Origin of the sequence: Delftia sp. GW456-R20 (assembly GCF_001622915.1) — a bacterium.
Classification (GTDB): Bacteria; Pseudomonadota; Gammaproteobacteria; order Burkholderiales; family Burkholderiaceae_C; genus Comamonas; species Comamonas acidovorans.
The window spans coordinates 1,413,698-1,436,367 of sequence record NZ_LWCN01000004.1 but is presented as its reverse complement, the minus strand read 5'-3'; the positions used below and the strand labels follow the sequence as shown (position 1 = coordinate 1,436,367).

Sequence of the window (22,670 nt, the reverse complement as noted above, 5' to 3'; positions counted from 1 at the left end):
ACGGCGCAGGCTCAGGCCGGGGCCACGTACCTGTACAGCTCGGTGTGGTCGGCGGCGGGTCCCAGGGACCTGGAGGCCTCGGCCGCCATGGCGCTGACCTGTTCGGCCAATGCCATGGGCGTGTGCATGGCCTGGCCCAGCGACAGGGCGATGCCCACGTCCTTGGCCTGCAGCGCCAGCGAGAAGCCCGAGTTGAAGGCGCCGTTCAGCATGAACTGGTGCGCCTTGTTTTCGGTGGTGTTGTTCTTGCCGGTGGAGGCATTGATCACGTCCACGATGGTGGCCGGCGCAATGCCGAAGGCCGCGCCTGCGTGGATGGCCTCGGCCGTGGCGATCAGGGCCGCTGCCGAGACATAGTTGTTCAGCGCCTTGAGCGCATGGCCTGCGCCCACGGGGCCGACATGGGTGATGGCCTGTCCCATGCGCTGCAGCAGCGGCAGGTGCTGGGCGAGCAGGTCCGCATCGCCCCCGACCATGATGGACAGCGTGCCCGCAATGGCGCGCTTGACGCCGCCGGAGACCGGCGCATCCAGCAGCCCGATGCCGCGCTCGCCCAGCAGGCCGGCCAGCGCGCGCGTGCGGTTGGGGTCGGCCGAGCTCATGTCGATGATGCAGGCGCCGGGCGGCAGGTGCGGTGCCAGTTCGCCGACCACGGCATCGACGATGCGGGAGTCGGGCAGCATGGTGAAGACCACGCTGCAGCCGGCAAAGTCGGCCGCGCCGGATGCCACGGCCACGCCCGCATGTTCCTGCGCGAATCGTGCGGTGGCGGCGGGCACGGCGTCCCGGATGACCAGGGCGTGCCCTGCGGCGTGCAGCAGGTGGGCCATGGGCTGGCCCATCATTCCGAGGCCGATGAATCCTATGGTGGTCATGCTGCGTGCCTCAGATGTCCATCTCTTTGAAGACTTCCGAAGCCACGCGGAAGGAGTCTATGGCGGCCGGCACGCCGCAGTAGATGGCGGTCTGCAGGAAGACTTCCTTGACCTCTTCCTTGGTCAGGCCGTTGTTGATGGCGCCGCGCACATGCAGCTTGAGTTCATGCGGGCGGTTGAGCGCCGTGATCATGGCCAGGTTCAGGAAGGAGCGCGTCCTGCGGTCCAGGCCGGGGCGGTTCCAGACATCGCCCCAGCAGTACTGGGTGACCAGTTCCTGCATGTCGATGTTGAAGTCCGTGGCGTTCTGGATGGACGCATCGACATACTCGGCGCCCAGCACCTCACGGCGGGTGGACAGGCCCTGGTCGAAGAGGGCGGGGTTCTTGGGTGCATAGGCTCGGGTCATGAAAACTCCTGATGGAAGGCGGTGAAGATGTCTTTCGGTGGAATGGATTTAATCAGATTGTCAGACAATCCTACTTGATGAAAATCGGGATTGCCTGCCGGGCCAGGTGTGTGTATGACAATCCGTCAGTCCGTCCGGCCCCTGGATTGGCGGGTAGGATTCATCCCATGAACCAGATGTTGCGTGTCCCCCGCGAAGAAACGTCGCTGCGCCTGCGCACGACGCAGACCCTGCGCACGGCCATCCTCGATGGCGTGTTTGCGCCGGGCCAGAAGCTGTCCGAGCGCGAGCTGTGCGAGAGCCTTGATGTGAGCCGTTCGTGCCTGCGCGAGTCGCTGCAGCACCTGCAGGCCGAGGGGCTGATCACCATCGTTCCGCACCGAGGCCCCGAGGTCACGGACATCTCGGTGCAGGAGGTGCGCGATATCTACGAGGTGCGGGCCAGCCTGGAGGGGCTGGCCAGCCGGGGCTTTGCGCTGCATGCCTCGGCAGGCCAGCGCGCCGCGCTGCGCGCCAAGCTGGGCGAGCTGGCCGTGCCCGCCGTGGCCAGCGACAAGGTGGCCCTGCTGGCGATCAAGAACCAGTTCTACGACATCCTGATCGAGGGCTGCGGCAATCTGGTGGCTGGCCAGATGCTGCGGCAGCTGAACAACCGCGTGACGGTGCTGCGGCGCATCTCCATGTCCCAGCCCGGGCGCCTGCCGCAGACGCTGGCCGAGCTGGATGCCATCGTGGCGGCGATAGAGCAGGGCGACGCGGACCAGGCCGCGCGCCTGAGCGCCGAGCATGTGCAAAAGGCCAGCCAGGGCGTGTTGCGCGCCATGGCCGAGAAGGCAGGCCCGGCCAGCTGATGCCGGGGCCTGTGCCTGGGGGTGTCAGTCCGTGTGCGCTCAGTCCGGCTTGACCTGGGCGCGCTTGAGCACCTTTTGCCAGCGCGTCTGCTCGGTGGCAATGAACTGCGCGAACTGCTGGGGCGTGCTGCCGATGGGCTCGGCCGCATCGCCCTGCAGGCGCTTGAGCGCGTCGGGCGCCTTGACGGCCTTGGCGCATTCGGCAGCCAGCTTGTCCACGTGGGCTCGGGTCATGCTGGAGGGGGCGAGCATGCCGTACCACTGCGTCATCTCGAAGCCCGGGAAGCCCTGCTCGGCCACGGTGGGCACATCGGGCAACTGGGGCAGGCGCTGGGTCGATCCCGTGGCGATGCAGCGCACCTTGCCCGCCTTGATGAAGGGCAGCAGGGCGGCAGCGCCGACCGAGGCAGCGTCCAGCCGGCCCGACATCAGGTCCGTCATCATCGGCCCCGTGCCGCGATAGGGCACGTGCAGCATGAAGATCTCGGCCGTCATCTTCAGGTACTCGAAGGCCAGGTGCCCGGCGCTGCCATTGCCGGCCGAGCCGTAGCTGAGCTGGCCGGGCTTCTTCCTGGCGTAGGCGATGAGTTCGCGCAGGTTCTTGACCGGCACATCGGGGTGGACCACGTACAGGCTGGGCACCTTGGCCAGCAGGCTGACGGGCTGGAAGTCCTTGTTGGCGTCGTAGGGCAGCTTGTCGAAGATGTAGGGATTGACGGCCAGCGTGCCGATATGGCCCAGGATGACGGTGCTCTGGTCATCGGCGCGCGCCACTTCCTGCATGGCGATGTTGCCGGCCGCGCCGGGCTTGTTGTCCACGAAGACGTTCTGGCCCAGGGTCTTGGACAGCTCGGCCGCCGTGGAGCGCGCCACGATTTCCGAGCTGCCGCCCGGCGCAAAGGGCACGACAAAGCGGATGGGACGCGTGGGCCAGGCGTCCTGCGCCAGCGCGGCCGCAGGCAGCAGGCCCGACAGGGCCATGGCGCCCGTGCCGGCCAGCAGTTGGCGGCGGCCGAGCAGGGGCAGGTCTGCGTGGTGAAGAAAGTCGCGCGAAGGCATGTCTGGTCTCCTGGCTATCGTTGTAGTGAATGGGCAGCGGATGCGGCGCCAGCGATGGTGGCGCCGGCGGCTGTCAATCTGCTGTCAAACCAGGGTCTGCAGGCTACGGAGATACCCGGGGGATCAGGCTTTTCCCTCGGCACCCAGGGCCTGGCCGATGGCCTCGGCCGCCTGCAGGCCGCTGCGCACGGCGCCTTCGATGGTGGCCGGATACGGTCCATCCACATGGTCGCCGCAGGCCCACAGGCCGTGGCCCAACTCCATGCCGGGGCGCTGCAGCTGCGGCAGGCAGGCGAAGGTGGCGCGCTTGTCGATCACGGTGCGCAGCGCAACCAGTCCATGCCAGCCCAACTGCGCCTGGGCCTGGGCCAGCACCTGGGCCTGCAGGGTTTCGCGGTCCGATGCGCTGTCGCTGATGACGAAGGCCATCAGGCCCTGCGGGCCGCCGAGTTGCCCACGGTCGAAGACGAATTGCGCAGGCGCATCGGGCGTGGAGCGCAGCGCCAGCCAGGGCGCGCCCGGGGGCAAGGTGTGGGAGGCGTCAAAGGTCTGCGCATAGACGGTGGCAATGGGGCGGTGCTGCAGGTCCTGGGCCAGTTGCGCCCAGCGCTGCAGGGCAATGCCGTCGCGCGCAGGCAGGCTGTCGTGCTCGGCGGCGGTGAGTGCCAGGCGCGCTGCTTCGGGCGCGGGGCAGGCCAGCAGCACGGCGTCGAAGTGCGCGTCTTCGGCCTGGGCTGCGCCCAGCGTCCAGTGCGGGCCCTGGGGCTGCAGTTCGGCCACGCGGCTGCCCAGGCGCACGGCGTGGCCGCGCTCCTGCAGCCACTGCGCGGCCGGCGCCGGGAACAGGCTGCCCAGGTCACGGCGCGGCACCAGGAAATGCGAGCCGCCACGGCCGCTGAACAGCGCATCGCGCAGCACGCGAAGGAACACCGTGCCGCTGGCCAGGTGAATGGGGGTGTTGAGTGCCGAGATGCACAGCGGGTCGATGAACTCGCTGACCAGGCGCTGCGGCAGGCCGGCGCACAGGTCGGCCACGGTGGCCTGCGGCGCGCAGCGAAAGCCCGCCAGCCGCCAGCGCACGGCACGCGCCAGCAGGGCTGCACGCTCGCCCAGACTCCAGCCGCGTGCGGTGGCAATGCCGGCCAGCGCATCCAGCGGCGCAGGCCAGTCGGGAAAGCGCAGGTCGCTGCCATCGATATAGGGCAGGGCCATGGGCTGGCGGTGCAGCGCCCGTTCAGGGTCCACGCCCACCTCGCGCATGAGGCGCAGGCTTTCGGTGTAGGCACCGATGAGGATGTGCTGGCCGTTGTCCACGCGCAGCGGGCCCTGTGGCGTGTCGAGGTCCATGCCGCGCGCACGGCCGCCGGGCTCGCGTGCGGCCTCGTGCAGGGTGATGTGCCAGCCGCTGCGGGCCAGCGCAAGGGCGGCGGCAAAGCCGGCCCAGCCTCCGCCGAGGATGGCGGCGCGCGGCTGAGCGGCGCGAGGCGTGTGCTTGGCGCTGTCTCTGCTCACCGCGCCATGCGCCCCAGCGCCTGCATCTTCCACGCCAGCCACAGCTTGCGCAGCGGCGGCAGGCTGATGCGCTGGTGGAGCACGCGGAAGTCGTCGGCCTCGATCTCGCGCAGCAGGGTGCGGTAGATGCTGGCCATCATCAGGCCGGGCTTTTGCGTGCGGCGGTCGGCCGCGGGCAGCAGGGCCAGGGCCTCGTCGTAGAGGCGGTGGGCGCGCTCGGCCTGAAAGCGCATCAGCGCGGTGAAGCGGTCCGAGTATTCGCGCTTGGTGATCTCATGCGCCTTGACGTCGAACTGCTGCAGCTCGCTGATGGGCAGGTAGATGCGTCCGCGCATGGCGTCCTCGCCCACGTCGCGGATGATGTTGGTCAGCTGGAACGCCAGGCCCATCTTGTGGGCGTAGGCGGTGGTTTCTTCCTGTGTCTGGCCAAAGATGCGCGCGGCCACTTCGCCGACCACGCCTGCGACCAGGTGGCAGTAGCGCGTCAGGCCCTGGAAGTCCAGGTAGCGGGTCTGCTCCAGGTCCATGCGGCAGCCGTCGATGACCGCCTGCAGGTGGCGCTCCTCGATGCCGTAGACCGGGGCGTGCGGCATGAGCGCCCGCATCACGGGATGGGAGGGCTTGCCTGCAAAGGCCTGGTGCACTTCGTTTTGCCACCAGCCGAGCTTGGTGGCGGCCACGCCGGGGTCGGAGACTTCGTCCACCACGTCGTCCACTTCGCGGCAGAACGCATAAAAGGCGGTGATGGCCGCACGGCGCTCGCGCGGCAGGAAGAGGAAGGCGTAATAAAAGCTGCTGCCCGAGGCGGCGGCCTTGTCTTGGACGTACTGATCCGGATTCATATGGGGCCGGATTGTCCCATGGACGGCTTGGGGCCAAAGCCTGGGTGTCGCAACGGCCGGCCTGCCATCACATGCGCAGGGCGCGCCACAGCAGCAGCGGCGCATCGGCCTTGCCGACGGTGGGGCGGCGGTAGAGGCTGGCGCCCTGCAGCGCATCGACCTTGTCCAGTATGCGCAGCCCGCCCTGCACCACCAGACGCAGCTCCCAGCCGATCCGGCCCGGCAGGCGGTGCACCAGCGGTGCGCCGGCCTGCATCAGTGCGCGCGCCCATGCCGACTGCTCGGCCAGCAGTGCACGCACGGCAGGGGTCAGTGCAGCGGGCTCGGCGCGCAGGTCTTCACGCCGCACGCCATGGGTGGCGCAGTCGGCATCGGTCAGGTAGTGGCGCCCGCGCGGCAGGTCCACGCTGAAGTCCTGCCAGAAATTGATCAGTTGCAGGGCGGTGCAGATGGCGTCGCTGCGGGCCAGCGATTCGGCATCATCCACCCCGTACAGATGCAGCAGCAGCCGGCCCACGGGGTTGGCCGAGCGGCGGCAGTAGTCAAGCAGCTCGGCGCGGTCGGCGTAGGTGGTGCCGGATTCGGTCTTGTGCACGTCCTGCGCGAAGGCGCTGAGCAGGTCGCCCATCAGCGCCAGCGGCAGCTGGTGGGCGCGTACTTGCGGCGCCAGCCCTGCAAAGACAAGAGGCCAGGCCGTGCGGGCGAGCATGGAGGCCTCGCCTTCGGTGCCCAGCGCCATCAGGTCGGCACGGTAGGCGGCCAGCGCGCCCAGGCGCTCGGACGGCGTGGCGTCGCCTTCGTCGGCCAGATCGTCTGCAGTGCGTGCGAAGTGGTAGAGCGCGGCAATCGGCGGGCGCAAGCGGGGCGGGCACAGCCAGGACGCCACGGGAAAGTTCTCGTAGTGCGTGACCGGGGCGGGGGAGGCGGGCAGGGGGGGAGCGGTGGACTTCACGGTGGCCGATTGTCGATGCTGCGCGCAAGGCCATGCATTTCACTTGACGGGCTCAAGGGCTTCTCCTAAATTACTAACCCGTCAGTCAGTAAACGGCGCCAGCCAGCTGCCGCGGCATGTTGCCCGGATCTTGCAGCCCGCAGCCGCTTTTCGCACCAGCCCTCCCGGATCCACATGCCCGACTTGCCATCGAACCCTGCCGCGCGCGCTTTGCCGCGCCATCTTCTTCTTGCCCCTCTGTGCCTGGCCGCCGCGCTGGCGCTGGGCGCCTGCTCCAAGGCCGAGCCGCCGCCCGAGCCGGTGCGCGCCGTCAAGCTGCTCACCGTAGGCGTGGGCGCGCTGGACACGCAGCTGGAGTACGCGGGCGAGGTGCGCGCGCGCATAGAGTCGCGCCTGGGCTTTCGCGTGGCCGGCAAGCTCGTTCGCCGCGAGGTGGAACTGGGCCAGCACGTGCAGGCAGGCCAGTTGCTGGCGCGGCTCGATGCCAGCGACTACCGGCTGGGAGCTGACGCCGCGCGCGCCCAGGTGGCGGCCGCGACCACGCAGCGCGATCTTGCCGCCGCCGATGTGAGGCGTTACTCGCAGCTGAAGGCGCAGAACTTCATCAGTGGTGCGGAGCTGGAGCGGCGCGAGGCCACGCTCAAGTCCGCCCAGGCCACGCTGGACCAGGCCAAGGCGCAGCTGGCATCGCAGAGCAATCAGGAGTCCTATGCCCAACTGCTGGCCGATGTGCCCGGCGTGGTGACCGGCATAGACGCCGAACCCGGCCAGGTGGTGTCGGCCGGATCGCCCGTGGTGCGCATTGCCCAGGACGGCCCGCGCGACGTGGTGTTCGTGGTGCCCGAGGACAAGCGCGGCGCCATCCGCGTGGGCCAGAAGGTGAATGTGCGCCCCTGGTCGGCCGGCATGCAGCCGCTGCAGGGCCAGGTGCGCGAGGTGGCGGCCAGTGCCGATCCCGTCACGCGCACCTACCAGGTGAAGGTGGCACTGCCCGCGTCGGACGCCGCCGCCGTGCCGCCGCTGGGCGCCACGGTCCACGCGCTGCCCGAGGGCATGGGCCCCACGGGCCAGCCCGTGATCAAGCTGCCCACCACAGCGCTGCGCCAGGAAGGCGGCGGCGGCCAGGGCACGGCCGTGTGGGTGTTCGATGCCGCCAGCAGCACGGTGAAGCTGCAGCCCGTGCAACTGGCCACGGCCGATGGCAACGAGGCCGTGATTGCCGCTGGCCTGACGCCCGGCATGCAGGTGGTGGCCGCCGGCGTGCATGTGCTCACGCCAGGCCAGAAGGTCACGGTCTATCAGGACCGTTATGACAAGGCCCCGCAGCCGGCACAGCAGCAGCCGGCACAGCAGCAGCCGGCTCAGCAGCGGCCGCAACAGACACAGCCTGCACAGGCGCCTGCCGCCGCAGGCGCTGCGCCCAGCGGAGCGGCCCAATGAGCGGGCCCAAGCACAAGGCGCCGCAGGGCGCGCACTTCAATCTTTCGCGCTGGGCCCTGGACCATGTGGCGCTGACGCGCTATTTCATCGTCGTGCTGCTGCTGCTGGGCTTTGCCTCGTACTTCCAGCTAGGGCAGGACGAGGACCCGCCCTTCACCTTCCGCGCCATGGTGGTGCGCACCAACTGGCCGGGCGCCACGGCGCAGCAGATGGCCGAGCAGGTCACCGACAAGATCGAGCGCACGCTGCAGGAGGTGCCCTACGCCGACAAGATCAGCAGCTACTCCAAGCCCGGCGAGTCGATGATCATCTTCCAGCTCAAGGACAACTCGCGCCCCGGCGATGTCCAGCAGCTGTGGTACACGGTGCGCAAGAAGATCGGCGACATGCGCTACACCCTGCCGCAGGGCGTGCAGGGGCCGTTCTTCAATGACGAGTTCGGCGATGTCTATGGCGTGATCTACGCCCTGCAGGCCGATGGCTTCAGCTACGCCGAGCTCAAGACCATGGCCGACGACGTGCGCCAGCGCCTGCTGCGCGTGCCCGATGTGGCCAAGGTCGAGCTGTTTGGCGTGCAGGACGAGAAGGTCTACATCGAGCTGTCGCAGCGCCGCCTGTCGCAGCTGGGCCTGGACATGAACCAGGTGCTGGGCCAGCTGGGCCAGCAAAACGCCATCGAGGGCGCAGGCGTGCTGCAGACACCGCGCGAGGATGTGCAGGTGCGCGTGGCCGGCCAGTTCCTGGCGGTGGATGAGCTGCGCGCCATGCCCATCCGCGGCGCATCGGGCGCGCAGCTGCGCCTGGGCGATATCGCCGAGATCCGCCGCGGCTATGCCGATCCGGCCAATGTGAAGGTGCGCCACCAGGGGCGCGAGACGATTGCCCTGGGCGTGTCCATGACCAAGGGCGGCGACATCATCCGCCTGGGCAAGTCCCTGCGCGGCGCCGTGGGCGACATCGCGCGCACGCTGCCGGCTGGCGTGGAGCTGGCCAACATGCAGGACCAGCCCAAGGCCGTGGCCGATTCGGTCAACGAGTTCCTGCAGGTGCTGATCGAGGCCGTGGTGGTGGTGCTGGCCGTGAGCTTCATCAGCCTGGGCCTGCACAAGCGAGAAGGCCACCAGCCGCTGTGGAAGCGCTGGTACATCGATCCGCGCCCTGGCCTGGTGGTGGCCATCACGATCCCGCTGGTGCTGGCCGCGACCTTCCTGGCCATGTGGTACTGGAACATCGGCCTGCACAAGGTGTCGCTGGGCTCGCTGATCATCGCGCTGGGCCTGCTGGTGGACGACGCCATCATTGCCGTCGAGATGATGGTGCGCAAGATGGAGGAGGGCTACGAGAAGTACCGCGCCGCCACCTTTGCCTACGAGATCACGGCCAAGCCCATGCTGACCGGCACGCTGATCACGGCGGCGGGCTTCCTGCCCATCGGCATGGCCAAGTCCATGACGGGCGAGTACACCTTCGCCATCTTCGCGGTGACGGTGATTGCGCTGGTGCTCAGCTGGTTCGCCTCGGTGTACTTCGTGCCCTACCTGGGCATGTTGCTGCTCAAGCGCCCGCCGCACGCGGCCACGCTGCCGCCCGAGGTGGCCTCGGGCGAGGTGCCCATCGAGGAGACCAACCTCAATGCCTCCTCGGCCGAGCATGAAGTCTTCGACAGCCCGTTCTACAACCGCTTCCGCCGTGCGGTGAACTGGTGCGTGACGCACCGCTGGCTGACCATCGCCATCACGGTGCTGGTCTTCGCGCTGGGCCTGGTGGGCATGTCGCGCGTGCAGCAGCAGTTCTTCCCGGATTCCAGCCGGCCCGAGGTGCTGGTGGACATCTGGTTCCCCGAGGGCACGTCGCTGGCCGCCAACGAAGCCGTCACGCGCCGCGTGGAAGAGCGCTTCATGCAGTTGGACGGCGTGCGCACGGTCAGCGAGTGGGTGGGCTCGGGCGTGCCGCGTTTCTACCTGCCGCTGGACCAGGTGTTCCCGCAGAACAACGTCTCGCAGTTCATCCTGGTTGCCCAGGACCTACCCACGCGCGAGCGTCTGCGCAAATCGCTGCCGGCGCTGCTGGCCCAGGAGTTCCCCGAGGTGCGCGGCCGCGTCAAGCTGCTGCCCAACGGGCCTCCCGTGCCCTATCCGGTGCAGTTCCGCGTCTCCGGCACCGATCCGCAAAAGCTGCGTGCCTATGCCGACGAGGTCAAGCAGGTCATGATCGCCAACGCCGACATGCGCGGCGTCAACGACAACTGGAACGAGTCCGTCAAGGCCGTGCGCCTGGAGGTGGACCAGGACAAGGCGCGCGCCCTGGGCGTGAGCAGCCAGGCCATCGCACAGGCGGCCCGCGTCATGCTCAGCGGCTCGACCGTGGGCCAGTTCCGCGAGGGTGACAAGCTCATCGACATCGTGCTGCGCACGCCGTATTCGGAGCGCGATGCCATCACCGACATCGCCAACGCCTACCTGCCCACGGCGTCGGGCAAGTCGATCCCGCTCACGCAGATCGCCAAACCCGTGATGGTCTGGGAGCCCGGCGTGATGTGGCGAGAAAAGCGCATGTTCGCCATCACCGTGCAGGGCGATGTGCGCGAGGGCCTGCAGGGCGCAACGCTGACCCATGCCCTGCTGCCCGGCCTGCGCGAGATCGAGGCGCGCTGGCATGCCGCAGGCGACACGGCCTACCGCATCGATGTGGCTGGCGCCGTGGAGGAAAGCTCCAAGGGCTCGGACGCCATCGTTGCCGGCGTGCCGGTGATGCTGTTCCTCACCTTCACGCTGCTCATGCTGCAGTTGCGCAGTGTCAGCCGTTCACTGCTGGTGTTCATCACCGGGCCGCTGGGCATTCCCGGCGTGGCGGCGGCGCTGCTGCTGCTGGGCCGGCCCTTCGGCTTCGTGGCGCTGCTGGGCGTGGTGGCGTTGATGGGAATGATCCAGCGCAACTCGGTGATCCTGATCGACCAGATCGAGACCGACCGCGCGCGCGGCGTGCCGGCCTGGGACGCCATCATCGAGGCCGCCGTGCGCCGCCTGCGCCCCATCGTGCTGACGGCTGCTGCCGCCGTGCTGGCCATGATCCCGCTGTCGCGCAGCGTGTTCTGGGGCCCCATGGCCGTGGCCATCATGGGCGGGCTGATCGTGGCCACGGTGCTGACACTGCTGGCCCTGCCGGCCATGTACGCCGCCGTGTTCCGCGTGCGCCGCGAGCCCACGCATTGAGGCGGCGAAAACGCAGAGGCCGCCGCTCAAATCCGGGGTATGGCAATGCACCCCGCAATTGCGGCTAGAATCTGCGCCCTGACCTAGGAGCCGCCGCGCAGGCGGCTCCCCCAAGAACCAGCGCGGGTGGCGAAATTGGTAGACGCACCAGGTTTAGGTCCTGACGCCAGCAATGGTGTGGGGGTTCGAGTCCCCCCCCGCGCACCACAATAGAGAAATGGCAGAGTACGCCTAATCTCACTTAAACCCGTTTTCTTCGACGAAAACGGGTTTTTTTTCGCCTCTGCATGTCACGGACGTGGGGGTAACAGGTGTGTGGATGTGATGCCGCTATGCCACAGCAACGTTCTTGGAAGGCTTGTAGCGAGATAAATGAAAATATCACCTAAGCATGATATATTTGTTATATTATCTTGAGGTAATAATTTCAATTCATCATCTTGAGATGATATTTTGAATGCCCTGGCCAGGAGAACACCATGGACCACCTGTTGCAACTGCCTGATCAGCTTGCGCTGCACCTGAAGTCGCTGCGCAAGGCCGCTGGCGTGAGCCAGGCCCAACTGGCACAGCGGCTGGGCGTGTCCCAGTCGCGCGTGGCGGCGATAGAGCGTGACCCGGCTGCCATCAGCGTGCGCCAGCTGATGGAGATCCTGCAGCTGCTGGATGCCGATCTGCTCATGCGGCCCAGGGCGGATGCGGTGGCTTCTTCTGCACCTGTGCCTGTGCCTGCTGCGTTGAAGGTTGCCGAGCCCGCTCCACAACCGTACGCGGGTGATAACGTGCCCCGCAAGCCCGCTGACCGCCCCGTGGCCTTCAAGCCGCAGGCGCTGCCGCCGCACTGGCAGGACCGCAAGCCGAAAGGGTCCTGGTGATGGCGGCGCTGGGCGTCTGGATGAATGGGGAGCGGGTGGGCACCTGGGAGGTCACGCGCACGGGTCGCCATGTGTTCGCCTATGACCCGGCCTGGCCGCAGAGCGCGCATGCGCGGCCGCTGTCACTGTCCATGCCCTTCACCCGCGACCTGACGGTGGCGGGCGAGGTGGTGGCCCACTATTTCGACAACCTGCTGCCGGACGGCGAGGGCATTCGCCGGCGCATTCACCAGCGCTTCGGGCTGCGCGGGATCGATGCGTTTTCGCTGCTGGAAGCCATTGGCCGCGATTGCGTGGGGGCCGTGCAGCTGCTGCCCGAGGGTGCCGTGCCCGACGGTTTTGACCAGGTGCGCTTCGAGCCGCTGAGCGATGCGCAGATTGCAGAGCACCTGGCCAGCCTGGGTGGCGGGTTTGGTGCGCTGGAGGTGGACCAGGAGTTCCGGCTGTCCATTGCCGGTGCGCAGGAGAAGACGGCGGTGCTGCGCCATGGCGGCCAGTGGTGCCGCCCGTTGGGTGCGACGCCGACCACGCATATCCTGAAGCCGGCCATCGGCGTGGTGCCGCACTGGCACTACGACCTGAGCGAGTCAGTGGCCAATGAGTGGCTGTGCGCCCGCCTGCTGGCCGAGCTGGGCTTTGCCGTGGCCGACAGCAGCATCGAGACCTTTGGCGGGCAGCAGGTGCTGTGCGTGGAGCGCTTTGACCGCGCCTGGACGGCCCAGGGCTGGATTGCGCGTCTGCCGCAGGAAGATTTCTGCCAGGTGCGCGGCGTTGCCAGCGCCAACAAGTACGAGACCCACGGCGGGCCCGGCATGCTGCAGTGCCTGCAGGTGCTGCAGCATGGCAGCGAGCCTGCCCAGGATTGCGCCCGCTTCGTGATGGCCCAGCTGGCGTTCTGGCTGCTGGCCGCCACGGACGGGCATGCCAAGAATTTCTCGGTGTTCCTGCAGCCGGGCGGCGGCTATGAGATGACGCCGCTGTACGACGTGCTGTCGGCCTGGCCCATCATCGGCCATGGCCACGGCAAGATTGCCCGCCAGCGCGCCAGGATGGCCATGGCCCTGCCGGGGCGCAGCCGCCACTACCGCCTGGGCGAGATCCAGCGCCGCCACTGGAAGGCCTTGGCCGAGACCACGCGCATCGCAGGCCTGTGGGAGAGCATGGTGGAGATGGTCGAGGCGCTGGACGGCGCCATCGACCGGCTGCAGCCGCGCCTGCCGGCCAGCGTGCCGCAGCCTATGGCCCGGCAGATCTTCGACGGGGCGCGCGACCAGGCGCGGCGCTTTCTGCTTAGGGGTGATCACTGAGCCGTATGGGTGGCTGGCTCAGTGCCGCGATGTTGCTGTGCATCGAATTCTGACAATGGCATGGCTGCCATCTGTCGTGCGACTTCCCGGCGCTTGATGTGTGTGCTTATCGGAAGTATCACAGACGGATTGGGGATGGCGCTGGGAGAGATAGTGCGGTTGATCTCCGTCACTGCTGAAAATACGTGGCCACATTCGAAGTTGCGGCACTGGAATATGGTTTCCCGGCTGGTGTTGGTCAATTGCAAGCTGGTGCGTGTGTACGCGTGCTCATTGCAGTGTGGGCACATCATTCGCATGGGTCATGTTCCTTTCGAGGCCAGTTGACGGTATGAGCGGCTGTTCAAAAGCAGGGCTTACGGGATGCCAGGCTTCCTGGTCTTGGGGTGAGCACTTGCGTTGCACGCATGCGGGCGTAGCCGCCTATCCAGGCGTCCAGCGTGATGCCCATGCTTTCGAGGCCCTTTGGACATTGCTTTTCACCATCGATGGCAATCTGTTGGGCAACGCGGTAGGGCATGTCATGCAAGGCCTCCTGGATGAACTCGGCGACCCAAGGCGGTCCGTAGTTTTCCAGCACGTAGGCATCCAGGTACTCGGCGAGATACTGCTCGTGGCCTTCGCTGCTGGCATGGCTGGATGCCGCCGTGTGGGCCCAGCAGGCTGTAGACGCGTTTGCTTTCATGGCTGTCTGCAATCGATGTGGCAAGGCGAGGTGGGTGTGCGTGGTTGCGGGAACCGATGCCTTGAATATACCTTAAGGTTCTGTTTTTGAGGGTTCCTTGGGTATTGTCCTTTGGGTATTTATGGGTATTGTTGACAAAAAAAGCCACCCCTGAGGGTGGCTTGGTAGTCTTCTGTGCGGGTTAGTAGACTTTGCTTTCCCAGGCGCGCAGCACCTTGGCCAGGATCTGAAGGTTCATGCCGGGTTTGATGTACCACTCCCGGTATTTCTTGTTCTCGCTGATCACCAGAATGCCCTCGCCGGGAATTCGCTGAAGGCGCTTGATAAAGCCTTCTCCGTCGACCGAGAAGAAGTAGACACCATCGAACTCGCACTCCCTGACGCCAGTGTCCACCAGGAGCGGATCGCCTGGATTGAACATCCCCAGCATGGAGTCTCCAAAGCCCGTCACGATGGCCAGGTTGTCATAGGACGTCACGTAGGGGAGGTTTTTCTGGGCCCACTCACTGTTCACGCTCCAGCTGTTGATGACGCCGGGCTGGTCTCGCAAGACCAGTCCGCCGCCCATGGCGCCACCTGTGGAGTACTGTCGAATCACTATTTCGTCTCGTGTGAGTTTCTTGTTGGTATTTTCCACCAGGTCGGGGGTGTGCTTTAGAGCTGCGGCTGCCTCATTGGGTGTCATTTCCCAAAAACCGCGCGGCAGATCGAATGCCGTCCGCGTGGCTTCCATCAACTCTTGCCCAATTCCTTTGGCGCCCTTCTTGTCTTGAGGGTAGAAAAGTCGGTTGACGTAGCTTGCGTCCTTTCCTATGGCGCGTGCCATCGCGGCCCGATTGCCTTGGGTGAATTCCGAGCAGACGATTGTAAGAAGTTGTTGCAGGCGTGTGTGCTGATCCATGGTCTGATTTTCGCGTCGAGTACCTGTGGGTACAAGATACCTTTAGGTATCTTTTTATAGGTTCCTTGGGTATCATGTGCTGCATGAACCCATTCAAATTGTTTTTTTGTGAGCTGGATCGTCGCGGGCGTGCCGAGTTCGCCGAGCGGTGTGGCACCACGCCAGGGCTGCTGAGCAAGCTGGTCTATGGCGGCGGGAAAGTGGAGTTGGGGCTGGCTGACGTGATGGTGGCTTTGGGGGGCGGCAGGTTTTCCCTGGATGCGCTGCCATTGACCGAAAGGGCTCGTTTCCAGAACGAAGCTCGCTCGATAGGCCATGGGAGGTGCGCATGACAAGCCAATGCAATGCCGTTCTGCCTGATCCCATGGTGCCCTGCGACTGTGATCTTTCCGACTTTCCGTTCATGCCACTGGATGTCGCCCGGCTGAGAGATTCGGACCTAGCGGCCAACGAGACCCCCGATGCATGCTGGGCCGCCGTGCTGCTGTGGTCTGCCGCCTGGCACCAAGTTCCCGCTGGCTCCATGCCGGACAACGATGCCTGGATCGCGAAACAGGCGGGCTATGCCCTGCGGGGACGTATTGACCCCAAGTGGAAACGCGTGCGTGAGGGAGCCATGCGAGGTTGGGTGCTATGCAGTGACGGACGCTACCACCACGCGGTGGTAGCGGAGAAGGTTCGCGATGCCTGGAGTGCCAAGTTGCTGCAGCGTTGGCGCACCGAATGCAGCCGCATCAAAAAGCACAACGACAGGCACGGGACAGATGTGCGCCGTCCATCGTATGAGGAATGGATAGATTGCGGCCGTCCCACTGGACAGGTGCTGTCCATGTCCGGGGACGGTTACGCATGTCCGGGGGAACAAGATGACAGTGTCCCTGGGGACAGTGCTCCGGTGTCCCGTGGAAGCTGTGTTGCGGTCTCTGCGGAAAGCGCCTCCAAGGGACAGGGAAAGGGAAAGAGACAGGGACACCCTGATGTTCGCTCCAATCCTGGCGGTTCGATCCGCCAGCCCGTTCCTGCCAGCGACTGCAGCGAGATCATTTTCGGCTATGGGCTGTCTCTGCTGGTCAACTCGGGTACGCCGGAAAGACAGGCACGGTCCTTCCTTGGCGGGTTGCGCAAGGTCCATGGGGACGATGCGTTGATCGACAGGCTGCGTGCCTGCGCCCAGGCCAGGCCGCTGCAACCGCTGGAATGGCTGGCTGCCGCACTGCCGCCACCGACGAGGGCCGCTATTCGTCGCTCCGTCCCCGTGGGCAGGCACGGCGCAGCCTACGCGGCCATCATGGAGGCGTAGGCATGCAGAGCATTTCCGCCCTGTCGTCCGTTGCGATAACGGGAGAGCTCCGGCAGCAGGCCGCGAGTTCCGCCGTGAAAAACCTGTTCCTGGTCATGCAGGGGTCCTACGGTTCGCTGTTTCTGAGCAAATTCGCCACAGGCGTTCTGGATGATGGCGGGCGAGATCTCGGGGTCCGCGCGGCCATGCGTGTCTGGAGTGCAGCGCTGGCGAAATACGACTCCAGTGTGATTGAAACTGCCGTGGCCCGGCTGCCTGCGGCCCATCCGGATTTCCCGCCGCATCTGCCTCAGTTTGAAGCGCTGTGCCGTGCCGCCACCCCGCGCAGCACACATGCCGAGTTGCAGGGGTGGACTCGTCTGCCAGCACCTGGTGCTTCGCCTGTCCGTGTGCAACTGGTGCCTGTAGGCGATGGCAAGGACTGGGCGCGCCGCATCCTGGCCCGAACCCGGGCCGGTGACCAGACCATCACCCGCGCAGTGCTTCGCAATGCCATGCAGGCCATGGGCATGGATGGGTGGCCGCGATGACTGTCCAGACTTGTCCGAATGCCCTCCACAGCCTATCTCCGTCGTCCTGACGTCCCTGCCTGCTGCGCTGTGGCACCAATCGCCCCCTGCCGTGCCCAGAGCCGCCCCGTTTCCCAGCCTTCCATTGAAAGGGTAGAACCTTGAATTCCACGCTTTTTCGCAACAACGTATTCCAGTGGCCTGAACGGCGCGGCCCGGTGTGCGCCATCCATGCCGGATCGGCTCGTTGGTTGCCACATCTGAGCCTGGCTGAAGCCCGTGCAGGAAAGGTCTGAACGTATGGGAGACGAAGCGATCAACTGGCTGGCGGGGCAACTGCAAGGCCGAAAGGATGGCAGGCCCAGGAATCACAACCCTCGCCCAGCCGGAGTCGTGCGCCCAGGCAGTGGTACGGACGCATTGTTGCGCCATCTGCAGCAACTGCCGGACCGCTGGTTCTTCCATTGCGAACTGGTGCTGGCGCTAGGGCGTTCAAAAGGAGAGATCGATTGGGCGCTGCAGTACCTGACGGGGCGGGGCCTGGTCCAAGCCAGGCTCACCGAATTGCCCGGGCGCAAGCCTGTTCTGCGCTACCGACTGATCTGCGACCGTCGCGAGGTGCCTGCGAATTCTTCGGGCCTGCCTGATGGCGCGTCCCAAGCCTGACAGGTTCGCAGGCATGAAAACGCTAATCTCCAACACCGTCCTTTCCGGGGGGGAGCAAATCTCCTCCTCCCGTCAGCACAGCAGCACGCAGGAGCGGCATCGTTGCTTTGCACGGGAGTACGTTGCATCGGGTTTCAATGCCACGCGGGCGGCAGTCGCCGCAGGCTACAGTCCATCCTCTGCGGCATCTCAGGGCGCCAGGCTGCTGAAGGATCCACGGGTGCAGGACTATGTCAGGGAGTGCAGCCAACGCGTCGCGGAGCATGCCGAGGTTCGGGCCGAGGAAGTGGTGCGCCGGCTCCATGAAATGCTGATGGCCGATCCGCGCGATCTGGTCGAGGTTCACGTATCGTGCTGCCGGCATTGCTACGGAGCCGCCCATGGCTACCAGTACACGCTGTCCGAGTACAACTCCAAGCGTGAAAAGTGGATTGATGCCGGCAAGCAATTTCAGGACTTTCCCGAGCTCGGCGGGGTGGGCTACGAGGCCCACCGTCCCCCCCTGGCGGAGTGCCCTGAGTGTTTTGGCGCCGGCCTGCCACGCACGGTCGTCAAGGACACGCGCGGCCTTGGGCGCGGTGCGCTGGCGCTGTTCGGTGGCGCAAAGGAAGGCAAGTACGGCACGGAGATCAGCCTCCGCAGCCAGTTGGATGTGATAGAGAAACTGATGCGCTATCACGGCCTGTACCAGCGGGACACCGCTCAGAAAAGCATGGGCATGGGGCACTTCGAAGTGCATTTCATTGAGCCACCCCGGCGCAGTGACGATCCTCGCGAGGAGCGTGCATGAGCACCATGTCTGATGAATTGCCGATGCTCGCGCTCGACAGCCTGCCTTCGGGCGAGCCTCCTGATTTTGCAGCCGATTATGAGGTCGAGCGCTCGCGCGTCACCGTCGAGTTCCCGCTCAAGCTCAGGCCGCTCTTCGAGCCGCGGCGGTTCAAGGTCATGTACGGTGGCCGCGGAGGGGCGAAGTCGTGGTCCGTTGCCATGGCCTTGCTGGTGCTTGGCAGCAACCGCCCCTTGCGCATCCTTTGTGCCCGCGAGGTGCAGAAGTCCATGCGCGAGTCTGTGCATCGCCTGTTGCAGGACCAGATCGAGGCCCTGGGGTTGGGGGCGTTCTACGAGGTGCTGGGTACGGAAATCCGCGGAGCCAACGGAACACTGATCCTGTTCGCAGGCCTGCAGGCCCATACGGTGAACTCCATCAAGTCGTTCGAGGCGATCGATATCGTCTGGGTGGAGGAGGCGCAGGGCGTCAGCGCGGGCAGTTGGGAGGTGCTGGTGCCCACCATTCGGCGTCCAGGATCCGAGATCTGGCTGACGCTCAATCCTGGCCTGGCCAGTGACCCAACCTATGACCGCTTCATCACCCATGCGGATGGTGATACTTGGCTCTGCGAAATCAACTGGCGCGACAACCCATGGTTTCCCGATGTGCTGGACAAGGAACGGGGACGCCATTTCAAGCGTGATCCAGACAGCTATTGGAACATCTGGGAGGGCCGTCCCAGACGCAGCCTGGCTGGTGCCATCTACGCCAAGGAGGTGGAGCGCCTGCACAACGACGGCCGCGTTTGCCCCGTCCCCTGCAATCCCAGGTTGCCCGTGCATACTGTCTGGGACCTGGGATGGGCCGACGACATGGCGATCGCTTTCGTGCAGCGCACGGCCGTGGACTTTCGGATCATTCATTTCATGCAAGGCCACCAGAAGACCTTGGAGTGGTACGTGCAGGAGATGGAAAAACTCCCTTATCTATGGGGCACAGACTTCCTCCCGCACGATGGCGCGCATGGAGATTTCAAGACCGGGCAGACTTCGCAGCAGATCCTGCAGGATATGGGCCGAGAGGTCGAGGTGCTCGAGCGATTCGGGCTGGAGGCCGGCATACGGATGGCGCGTGGCATCTTTGCCCAGGCCTATGTTGATGCCGGCAGGTGCGCCCAATTGCTGGATTGCCTGAGCCGGTATCGGCGCCAGATAGACCCCCGAACCCAGGAGCCTGGCGCGCCGCTGCATGACGACGCCAGCCACGGCGCAGATGTGTGGCGCTATCTGGCCATGGCCCTGCCGCGCATGGATAACGCGACCCAGGGCGCGATGAGGAATCGGCGGCGCGGAGGCGGCATGGCGCGTTGAGACCGTGCCAAGCCTGCCATTGTCATGGCATGCCTGCATGCATCGATCTTCGCAAGTCCCACCTCCACCGCCGGCACGGCGACCTGCTGGCCATCTACACCTGGATCAATGGAGAGAGGGCCCTGGTCCTGATCCCCAGTCTGCGTCCCAAAGCGCCCTGGTATGTGGTGATGGAGAGCGCCGCCTATCTCTATGACCATCCGTCTTACCTTGCACGCATGTGCGTGAAGGCTTGCGAGGTTTTGGGTATTGAACCCAGCCGGGCCAACTGGGTGCGAGTGGCCACCATCATCAATGAAGGGTTGCCTGATCTGGTGGCCATGCCCAGCGAGCCGCTATGGGAGCGCCGGGGCCGCGAGTTCGGTCAGCTGGTGATCAAGATGGAAGGCAAGGAAATTGCAGCGCAGGCTTTGACCGTTCCTGATGTGGGGGCCGAGTATGTCCCTGCTTGAACCCCGCTTCAACCGCCGAGCAGGCGTGGGCGAGCACGTCCTGAACGATGAGCCGCTGGCTTTCGATGTGGTGGACACAGCGCCCCAGCATCCGCTGGACCAGGCCGAGGCCCGCAATACGCTGCGAAAGCTCCTGAGCTGGTACTACCGCGAACGCGAGATCCAGGCCGAGAACCGCCTGCAGATGTCCATCGACGCCGACTACTACGACGGCGACCAATGGGATCCTGCCGACGCAGCCACGCTGGAGGGGCGCGGCCAGGTGCCCCTGGTATTCAACGAGGTGGCCGTGATGTGCGACTGGCTGATTGGTACGGAGCGGCGAGCGCGCGTGGACTGGAGCGTGCTGCCACGTACCGAGGAAGGCGTGCAGATGGCTGACATCAAGACCAAGGTGCTCAAGTACGTGTCCGATGTGAATCGCACGGGCTTCAACCGCAGCCGGGCTTTTGAAGACACCATCAAGGTGGGTGTCGGCTGGCTGGACGACGGGGTACGGAACGACCCAACCAAGGACATCATCTACTCCAAGTACGAAGACTGGCGCAACGTGCTCTGGGACTCCATGGCCATGGAAAACGATCTGAGCGATGCGCGCTATATCTTCCGCACCCGTTGGGTGGACGAGGATGTGGCCATCACCATGTACCCAGCTCGCCGCGACGTGCTGCAGCGTGCAGTGGAGCAGGGACAGGAGCACAGCGCGCAGCAGTGGGCTGAGGACGCATTCCATTACCAGGGCCATTCCTCCAGTCAGTATTCGCGGGGTGGCCTGGCCAGTGGCTATGGCGATGCCGATGACGAGCAGCGCCGCCGCGTGCGGTTGATCGAGTGCCAGTTCCGCATGCCGGCCTCGGTTCGCGTCGTGACCGAAGGGCCGTTCAAGGGCGCGTTCGTCGAACCCTGGGACCAGGCTTTGATGGAAGCCATCGGTCAGGCTGGCGGGGCCATCGTGGACCGGGTGGTCATGCGCATGCACGTGGCCGTATTCACCGAAGGCCATCTGCTTGCGCTGGGGCCCATGCCCATGCGGCACAACAGCTTCAGCCTCACGCCCATCTGGTGCTATCGCCGCGGCCGCGATCGCATGCCCTATGGCGTGGTGCGGCGTGTACGCGATCTGCAAATGGACCTGAACAAGCGGGCCAGCAAAGCATTGTTCCTGTTGTCCACCAACCAGATATTCGCCGAGAAGGGCGCCTTCGACGATATCAACGAGGCGCGCGAGGAAATCAATCAGCCCGATGGGGTCGTGATCTATCGCGCCGGACGGAAATTCGAGGTGCACCGCGACAGCGAGATGGCCTCCGGCCAGATGCAGATGATGAACCTGGATACCCAGGCGATACAGAAGTCCGCCGGCATCGGCAGCGAGAACCTGGGCCGGCAGACGAATGCCAGCTCCGGCATTGCGATCAAGGCGCGCCAGATGCAAGGATCGGTCGTGACCACACAGCCATTCGACAATCACCGGCTGGCTGTGCAGATCCAGGGCGAGAAGCAACTGAGCCTGATCGAGCAGTGGTACACGGAGGAAAAGGTCATTCGTCTGTCAGGCCACAAAGGGCGTCTCGACTGGGTACGCATCAACTTGCCCGAGCTGCAGCCGGATGGCAGCGTGCGCTACCTCAACGACATCACAGCAAGCCTGGCTGATTTCATTGTGTCCGAGCAGGACTATGCGGGCACGTTGCGCCAGGTCATGTTCGAGTCGCTTTCACAGATGGCCGGCCGCATGCCGCCCGAGGCTGCGTTGCGCCTGTTGACCATCGCCATGGACTACTCCGACCTGCCCAATAGGGAGCAGATCGCAGATGAGATGCGCAAGCTGACCGGCGAGCGCGACCCCGCCAAACCTCTTACACCCGAAGAGCAGCAACAGATGCAGCAGCAGATGCAGGCCCAGGCCGAGGCCCTGCAAATGCAGCAGGAGGGCGCGCGCCAGGCGCTTGCCGAGCAGGTGGCCAAGGTCCGTGAAGTCAATGCCCGTGCCGAGAAGCTGGAGGCCGAGGCCGAGCACATGCGTGCCAGCGGCGGGGACCAGGCTCTGGCCTTGCGCATGGCGGGTGCGGCCGCCTCAGTGCGGCGCGATGCGGACGTCGAGCTGGACAACATGCGCCAGCAACTTGCCAAGGCCAATGCAGACCTTGCCAACAAGACGCTGCAGATCCGGGCAGACGAGGACGTGCGCCTGCAGGTGGCGTGCATCGAGGCCGATTCGCGCGAGCGCGTGGCGCAAATCCAGGCCTTGAGCCGCCAGCATCTCGATTCGATGTCGGGTCGCCTCGCCCAGTTTGAACAACAAGGAGTGATGGATGGGCAATGACGTCACGCAGGCCGCGCTCGAAGCTGCGGCCAACGCAACAAACGCTGGGGCGGCGGCGGCCATGAGCAGCAAGGTCGGCTGGAGCGGACTCGGACTGGGTGGCTTTGGCTGGCTCTTGACCTCCGAAGCCGGTGTCGCTATCGGCATAGTGGTGGGGGTCGCAGGCTTTTCGGTCAGCTGGTACTACCGCCGCAAGGAGTTTCAACTGAAGTTGGCGGAAGAGGCTCGTGATCAGGCTGAGCACGAATTGCGCATGAGCCTCATGCGCCGCAGCGGTACGCGCAATGCCCCAGACGAGGAGGGGGGGCAATGACGCAAGATCGATGGACCACCGCCTTGCCTGGGCGAACTGCCG

General features: G+C 65.5%; 23 protein-coding genes and 1 tRNA gene. 15 read left to right on the top strand and 9 right to left on the bottom strand.

Annotated elements, in window-relative coordinates; genetic code table 11:
• Positions 1-11 precede the first annotated feature (11 nt).
• Positions 12-875 carry an NAD(P)-dependent oxidoreductase gene (locus A4F85_RS11855; RefSeq protein ID WP_026062100.1) on the bottom strand — a complete coding sequence of 288 codons (864 nt, stop codon included), beginning with the start codon at positions 873-875 and terminating at the stop codon, positions 12-14.
• A 10-nt stretch (positions 876-885) separates the two neighbouring features.
• Complete coding sequence (locus A4F85_RS11850) at positions 886-1,284, bottom strand: carboxymuconolactone decarboxylase family protein (protein WP_012204485.1); 399 nt, start codon at positions 1,282-1,284, stop codon at positions 886-888.
• Between the two features lie 167 nt (positions 1,285-1,451).
• Between A4F85_RS11850 and A4F85_RS11845 the strand changes: the two genes are divergently transcribed.
• Positions 1,452-2,135: a GntR family transcriptional regulator gene (locus A4F85_RS11845; protein WP_012204486.1), complete on the top strand. Its 684-nt coding sequence runs from the start codon at positions 1,452-1,454 to the stop codon at positions 2,133-2,135.
• A 39-nt stretch (positions 2,136-2,174) separates the two neighbouring features.
• Here the strand turns inward: A4F85_RS11845 and A4F85_RS11840 are convergent, their stop codons facing one another.
• The 4 genes from A4F85_RS11840 to hpnC form a co-directional block, all read right to left on the bottom strand.
• Entirely contained in the window at positions 2,175-3,194 is a 1,020-nt protein-coding gene (locus A4F85_RS11840; RefSeq protein ID WP_063326685.1) for a Bug family tripartite tricarboxylate transporter substrate binding protein, read from the bottom strand.
• Between the two features lie 123 nt (positions 3,195-3,317).
• Entirely contained in the window at positions 3,318-4,706 is a 1,389-nt protein-coding gene (gene hpnE / locus A4F85_RS11835) for a hydroxysqualene dehydroxylase HpnE (RefSeq protein WP_063327965.1), read from the bottom strand.
• A complete protein-coding gene (gene hpnD, locus A4F85_RS11830; RefSeq protein ID WP_012204489.1) occupies positions 4,703-5,548 on the bottom strand; it encodes a presqualene diphosphate synthase HpnD in 846 nt (281 codons plus the stop codon). The genes hpnE and hpnD overlap by 4 nt, the downstream gene beginning before the upstream one ends.
• A 67-nt stretch (positions 5,549-5,615) precedes the next feature.
• Positions 5,616-6,500: a squalene synthase HpnC gene (hpnC, locus tag A4F85_RS11825; protein ID WP_063326684.1), complete on the bottom strand. Its 885-nt coding sequence runs from the start codon at positions 6,498-6,500 to the stop codon at positions 5,616-5,618.
• Between the two features lie 174 nt (positions 6,501-6,674).
• Here hpnC and A4F85_RS11820 point away from each other — a divergent pair, with 174 nt between their 5' ends.
• From A4F85_RS11820 to A4F85_RS11800, 5 genes are all read left to right on the top strand, one after another.
• The gene (locus A4F85_RS11820) at positions 6,675-7,940 is read left to right on the top strand and encodes an efflux RND transporter periplasmic adaptor subunit (protein WP_063326683.1); all 1,266 of its coding nucleotides are present in this window, start codon (positions 6,675-6,677) and stop codon (positions 7,938-7,940) included.
• Positions 7,937-11,152, top strand: coding sequence for an efflux RND transporter permease subunit (locus A4F85_RS11815; protein ID WP_043825239.1), 3,216 nt, complete (start codon positions 7,937-7,939; stop codon positions 11,150-11,152). The genes A4F85_RS11820 and A4F85_RS11815 overlap by 4 nt, the downstream gene beginning before the upstream one ends.
• Before the next feature lie 120 nt (positions 11,153-11,272).
• Positions 11,273-11,359: transfer RNA gene (locus tag A4F85_RS11810), tRNA-Leu, on the top strand.
• A gap of 272 nt (positions 11,360-11,631) precedes the next feature.
• The gene (locus A4F85_RS11805) at positions 11,632-12,027 is read left to right on the top strand and encodes a helix-turn-helix domain-containing protein (protein ID WP_063326682.1); all 396 of its coding nucleotides are present in this window, start codon (positions 11,632-11,634) and stop codon (positions 12,025-12,027) included.
• Positions 12,027-13,334 carry a type II toxin-antitoxin system HipA family toxin gene (locus tag A4F85_RS11800; RefSeq protein WP_063326681.1) on the top strand — a complete coding sequence of 436 codons (1,308 nt, stop codon included), beginning with the start codon at positions 12,027-12,029 and terminating at the stop codon, positions 13,332-13,334. The genes A4F85_RS11805 and A4F85_RS11800 overlap by 1 nt, the downstream gene beginning before the upstream one ends.
• Here A4F85_RS11800 and A4F85_RS29600 read toward each other — a convergent pair.
• From A4F85_RS29600 to A4F85_RS11790, 3 genes are all read right to left on the bottom strand, one after another.
• Positions 13,328-13,624 (bottom strand): ogr/Delta-like zinc finger family protein, encoded by a 297-nt coding sequence (locus tag A4F85_RS29600; RefSeq protein ID WP_231890613.1) that lies wholly within the window; start codon positions 13,622-13,624, stop codon positions 13,328-13,330. The two genes, A4F85_RS11800 and A4F85_RS29600, sit on opposite strands and share 7 nt — an antisense overlap.
• A gap of 53 nt (positions 13,625-13,677) precedes the next feature.
• On the bottom strand, positions 13,678-14,019 hold the full coding sequence (locus A4F85_RS11795; RefSeq protein WP_063326680.1) for a hypothetical protein: 342 nt from the start codon (positions 14,017-14,019) through the stop codon (positions 13,678-13,680).
• A gap of 181 nt (positions 14,020-14,200) precedes the next feature.
• Positions 14,201-14,920: a S24 family peptidase gene (locus A4F85_RS11790; protein ID WP_013803304.1), complete on the bottom strand. Its 720-nt coding sequence runs from the start codon at positions 14,918-14,920 to the stop codon at positions 14,201-14,203.
• Positions 14,921-15,003: 83 nt separating this feature from the next.
• On the opposite strand from A4F85_RS11790, the gene A4F85_RS11785 reads away from it, so the two are divergent.
• The 9 genes from A4F85_RS11785 to A4F85_RS11750 all read left to right on the top strand — a co-directional run bounded on the left by A4F85_RS11785 (position 15,004) and on the right by A4F85_RS11750 (position 22,628).
• The gene (locus A4F85_RS11785; RefSeq protein ID WP_141441628.1) at positions 15,004-15,252 is read left to right on the top strand and encodes a hypothetical protein; all 249 of its coding nucleotides are present in this window, start codon (positions 15,004-15,006) and stop codon (positions 15,250-15,252) included.
• Positions 15,249-16,220 carry a DUF1376 domain-containing protein gene (locus tag A4F85_RS11780; RefSeq protein ID WP_063326679.1) on the top strand — a complete coding sequence of 324 codons (972 nt, stop codon included), beginning with the start codon at positions 15,249-15,251 and terminating at the stop codon, positions 16,218-16,220. Before A4F85_RS11785 ends, A4F85_RS11780 begins: the two co-directional genes overlap by 4 nt.
• A gap of 2 nt (positions 16,221-16,222) precedes the next feature.
• Positions 16,223-16,750, top strand: coding sequence for a hypothetical protein (locus A4F85_RS11775; RefSeq protein WP_013803302.1), 528 nt, complete (start codon positions 16,223-16,225; stop codon positions 16,748-16,750).
• A 402-nt stretch (positions 16,751-17,152) separates the two neighbouring features.
• Positions 17,153-17,395 (top strand): hypothetical protein, encoded by a 243-nt coding sequence (locus tag A4F85_RS29595; protein WP_231890530.1) that lies wholly within the window; start codon positions 17,153-17,155, stop codon positions 17,393-17,395.
• 13 nt (positions 17,396-17,408) lie between these two features.
• Complete coding sequence (locus tag A4F85_RS11770; protein ID WP_063327964.1) at positions 17,409-18,185, top strand: terminase small subunit; 777 nt, start codon at positions 17,409-17,411, stop codon at positions 18,183-18,185.
• A complete protein-coding gene (locus A4F85_RS11765; RefSeq protein ID WP_013803299.1) occupies positions 18,182-19,537 on the top strand; it encodes a PBSX family phage terminase large subunit in 1,356 nt (451 codons plus the stop codon). The genes A4F85_RS11770 and A4F85_RS11765 overlap by 4 nt, the downstream gene beginning before the upstream one ends.
• A gap of 29 nt (positions 19,538-19,566) precedes the next feature.
• Positions 19,567-19,989 (top strand): hypothetical protein, encoded by a 423-nt coding sequence (locus tag A4F85_RS11760; protein WP_063326678.1) that lies wholly within the window; start codon positions 19,567-19,569, stop codon positions 19,987-19,989.
• Positions 19,976-22,315 (top strand): portal protein, encoded by a 2,340-nt coding sequence (locus A4F85_RS11755; RefSeq protein WP_013803297.1) that lies wholly within the window; start codon positions 19,976-19,978, stop codon positions 22,313-22,315. The genes A4F85_RS11760 and A4F85_RS11755 overlap by 14 nt, the downstream gene beginning before the upstream one ends.
• Positions 22,305-22,628 carry a holin gene (locus A4F85_RS11750; protein ID WP_051940599.1) on the top strand — a complete coding sequence of 108 codons (324 nt, stop codon included), beginning with the start codon at positions 22,305-22,307 and terminating at the stop codon, positions 22,626-22,628. Before A4F85_RS11755 ends, A4F85_RS11750 begins: the two co-directional genes overlap by 11 nt.
• The last annotated feature ends 42 nt before the right edge of the window (positions 22,629-22,670 follow it).

Coding starts and splice junctions, on each gene's coding strand:
- A4F85_RS11820 (WP_063326683.1), top strand. CDS start 6,675: ATGCCCGACTTGCCATCGAACCCTGCCGCGCGCGCTTTGCCGCGCCAT.
- A4F85_RS11850 (WP_012204485.1), bottom strand. CDS start 1,284: ATGACCCGAGCCTATGCACCCAAGAACCCCGCCCTCTTCGACCAGGGC.
- A4F85_RS11855 (WP_026062100.1), bottom strand. CDS start 875: ATGACCACCATAGGATTCATCGGCCTCGGAATGATGGGCCAGCCCATG.
- A4F85_RS11840 (WP_063326685.1), bottom strand. CDS start 3,194: ATGCCTTCGCGCGACTTTCTTCACCACGCAGACCTGCCCCTGCTCGGC.
- A4F85_RS11845 (WP_012204486.1), top strand. CDS start 1,452: ATGAACCAGATGTTGCGTGTCCCCCGCGAAGAAACGTCGCTGCGCCTG.
- A4F85_RS11785 (WP_141441628.1), top strand. CDS start 15,004: ATGAACCCATTCAAATTGTTTTTTTGTGAGCTGGATCGTCGCGGGCGT.
- A4F85_RS11770 (WP_063327964.1), top strand. CDS start 17,409: ATGAAAACGCTAATCTCCAACACCGTCCTTTCCGGGGGGGAGCAAATC.
- A4F85_RS11800 (WP_063326681.1), top strand. CDS start 12,027: ATGGCGGCGCTGGGCGTCTGGATGAATGGGGAGCGGGTGGGCACCTGG.
- A4F85_RS11765 (WP_013803299.1), top strand. CDS start 18,182: ATGAGCACCATGTCTGATGAATTGCCGATGCTCGCGCTCGACAGCCTG.
- A4F85_RS11780 (WP_063326679.1), top strand. CDS start 15,249: ATGACAAGCCAATGCAATGCCGTTCTGCCTGATCCCATGGTGCCCTGC.
- A4F85_RS11775 (WP_013803302.1), top strand. CDS start 16,223: ATGCAGAGCATTTCCGCCCTGTCGTCCGTTGCGATAACGGGAGAGCTC.
- A4F85_RS11795 (WP_063326680.1), bottom strand. CDS start 14,019: ATGAAAGCAAACGCGTCTACAGCCTGCTGGGCCCACACGGCGGCATCC.
- hpnD (WP_012204489.1), bottom strand. CDS start 5,548: ATGAATCCGGATCAGTACGTCCAAGACAAGGCCGCCGCCTCGGGCAGC.
- A4F85_RS29600 (WP_231890613.1), bottom strand. CDS start 13,624: ATGTGCCCACACTGCAATGAGCACGCGTACACACGCACCAGCTTGCAA.
- A4F85_RS11750 (WP_051940599.1), top strand. CDS start 22,305: ATGGGCAATGACGTCACGCAGGCCGCGCTCGAAGCTGCGGCCAACGCA.
- A4F85_RS11805 (WP_063326682.1), top strand. CDS start 11,632: ATGGACCACCTGTTGCAACTGCCTGATCAGCTTGCGCTGCACCTGAAG.
- A4F85_RS11760 (WP_063326678.1), top strand. CDS start 19,567: ATGCCTGCATGCATCGATCTTCGCAAGTCCCACCTCCACCGCCGGCAC.
- A4F85_RS11755 (WP_013803297.1), top strand. CDS start 19,976: ATGTCCCTGCTTGAACCCCGCTTCAACCGCCGAGCAGGCGTGGGCGAG.
- A4F85_RS11815 (WP_043825239.1), top strand. CDS start 7,937: ATGAGCGGGCCCAAGCACAAGGCGCCGCAGGGCGCGCACTTCAATCTT.
- A4F85_RS11790 (WP_013803304.1), bottom strand. CDS start 14,920: ATGGATCAGCACACACGCCTGCAACAACTTCTTACAATCGTCTGCTCG.